This window comes from uncultured Campylobacter sp., assembly GCF_938030815.1.
Taxonomy (GTDB): domain Bacteria; phylum Campylobacterota; class Campylobacteria; order Campylobacterales; family Campylobacteraceae; genus Campylobacter_B.
Map to the genome: position 1 here is coordinate 1 of NZ_CALHII010000112.1, position 2663 is coordinate 2663.

A 2663-nucleotide genomic window follows, 5' to 3' on the forward strand; every position below is an offset into this window, starting at 1 on the left:
CAGAGATAAGCAAAACGAAACGGAAGAGAAAATTTTTAAAAGAATTTGTAAAATTTTTGAAAAGCGTAATTTTGTAAAAAGGCTTTTTTAAAAAAATAATCGCAAAAAGCCTATAAAATAATCAATATGAAAAAGTAAAAAAGTAAATAAATACTTATAAAATCTTTAAAAAAATTGCTTGTATATCCTTTAAATCGCTATTCGCAAAATCACTTTTACAAAATCTCGCTTTTCGAAAAATAGTATAGTGCTAGAAATCAAAAATATTCTAATCAAAAAGGAGTAAATAATGAGAGAAGTCTCAAAAAAGGTAAAAGGTATTTTTTGCTTTTTAATGTTTTTGCCATTTCATTTATTCGGAGCCGGTGGTCAAAACGTTCTAAAGACATTAGAATCAAAAGCCAATGAACAAATCAAGGAAGCCGGCAGTAGTGCGGCAAGCGTTATCAATACTGTAATCACCGTATTCGGTATTATATGGGTCGTAGTATTCTTAACAATAATGTTCATAAATATTGAAGCTTTGAAAAATAATATAAAACTGCTACTCGGTATCGCGATTATTCTTGGTATCGCATACGGCTTATCTGCTGCAGCAATGTAAAAGGCAAAAACGAATGATAGTGACCGACTGCTATATGGATTTAACTAAAAGAACGAAAATCATAGGTCTAACAACTACGAGTCTATTTACGATTATAATCGCCGGATTTATTTCGTGGTTTATCTTGATTTTATATTCGCTAGCAGTCGTTGCTATTTTATACTGCTTCTTCTTCGTTTTGGAGTTTTTTGATGAGGATATATATGACATCATCGGCTCAAAAATGAAAATATCGCAAAATAAATTTTATGCATAGGTTATAAAAATGGCTCGCGGAATAATAGGAGTAATCAAAGAGTGGAATCAAAACAAAAAGAAAGAAGAATTAAAAAAAGAGCTTAGCATTGAAGTAAGCCAAGAAAAATCAAGCGTTAAAAATAAAACAGGAAACGATGTTTTATCAAAAATCAATAAGATCAATAAAAAAGCGGATGAAATTTTAATGATAGCAGAGCCGCAAATTTATACGCTAGCGAAAGAAAATAATATTGCTTGCAAATATGGCGAAAATATAATAATTACCAAAGATGGCAACGCGAGTATAGCAGTAGAGTTAAAAGGGGCGAGCTATGCCGGAATTAGCTTGGACGATGAGACGGACTACCTCTTAAATCGCGTTATGTTTTTTACCACGCTAAAAGACGATGTCGAGATAAATTTAATCATCAAAAAAACTAAGCAAAATGGTAAAGACTATGCCGATAAAAATATAAATCCATACGCAAATGAGATCATAAAGAAATGGGAAACTAATCAAGATATATATGCCATAAGATACTTTTTAATAATCTCTACGATGACGAAAAATATCACCGGACTGCTAGAAAGCTTTAAAACCAAGATGACTAGTGAGAAAGATGAGGAAAGTGAGGAAAGTGAGAGATTGAAGCAAAAAATCGAGCTTTTAAATGATACGTACTCAAATATCAAAAACTACTTCTCGATTTATCAGCCAAGGCAGCTAAGCGGCGATGAGATCATAAATTTTTATGCTACATATTCAAACGCGAAAGAGACGAACCTTGCGTATACGAACGAGTTGATCACCGATAGCTACATAAGCTCATACGTCGAATTTAAAAAAGACTACATAGAGTTTTACCGCAACGACGGCACGACCAAATACGCTAGATTTATCAGCGTAAAAGCCTACGAAACTGAGCAAATCAAGTCGATCATCACCTCAAATTTAATAAAAAGCAACAACGAATTTATGGCCATGATTTATCTAAAAGCCTACGAAAAACGCAAGGCGATCAAGAAGATAAAAGACACCAAAGCGTTTGCCGTAGAGTTAGTCCGCCAAGAGCTAGATCAGTTAATGGAACTGATCCAAGCCGACAGGGAAAATTTGGTAGAGACGAGTTTTTCGGTATATTGCTTAGCCGACAGCTTAAAAGAGCTGGAAAATCGCTCGAACGAGCTAAAAAATATCTTAGAAAATCAAGGATTAAATGTCGTACGAGAGACGATAAACCAAAAGCCTCTTTATTTTAGCTTCTTCCCTAGTCGTGGAAATTTAAATGCTAGGAAGAAAACGCTAAATATCAGTAACCTAGCCACGATCGCAAATTTTGAAAACGAAGTAACCGGGTTTAATAAAAATGACTGGGGCGGCGAAGCGGTAACTACGTTTAAGCACTTAAACGGCACGCCGTATTTATTCAATTTTCACTGGCAGCCCGACGGCGATCGCCCAGCCGGACATACGATGATAGTGGGCGGAACCGGAAGCGGAAAGACGACGCTAGCGCAGTTTTTAATGACGAATTTATTTAAATATCCGATAGATATATTTGCAATGGATAAGCTGCGCGGTATGTATATTTTTACGAACTACATGGACGGCGAGTACCACGATAGCGAGAGCGACGGCTTTAAATTAAATCCGTTCAGCCTAGCCGACACGAAAGAGAATAGAGACTTTTTAAAAACATGGCTGCGTTTCATGGCAGAGGTTAAAAACGACGAGCACGAAGCCATAAATGATATTAACAACACAATAGATCGCGTATATGACATGAAGCAAAATGGTCAAACGCTAACGCTTAGTGACTTT

3 protein-coding genes are annotated in these 2663 nt (G+C 35.6%); all 3 read left to right on the forward strand.

The features are described from left to right. Window positions 1-289 precede the first annotated feature (289 nt). The gene (locus Q0277_RS03910; RefSeq protein ID WP_297995820.1) at window positions 290-604 is read left to right on the forward strand and encodes a hypothetical protein; all 315 of its coding nucleotides are present in this window, start codon (window positions 290-292) and stop codon (window positions 602-604) included. A 13-nt stretch (window positions 605-617) separates the two neighbouring features. Beyond that, entirely contained in the window at window positions 618-860 is a 243-nt protein-coding gene (locus Q0277_RS03915; protein WP_297995822.1) for a hypothetical protein, read from the forward strand. A 9-nt stretch (window positions 861-869) separates the two neighbouring features. Beyond that, the coding region (locus Q0277_RS03920; RefSeq protein WP_297995824.1) for an AAA family ATPase at window positions 870-2663 on the forward strand (1794 nt) is incomplete at its 3' end.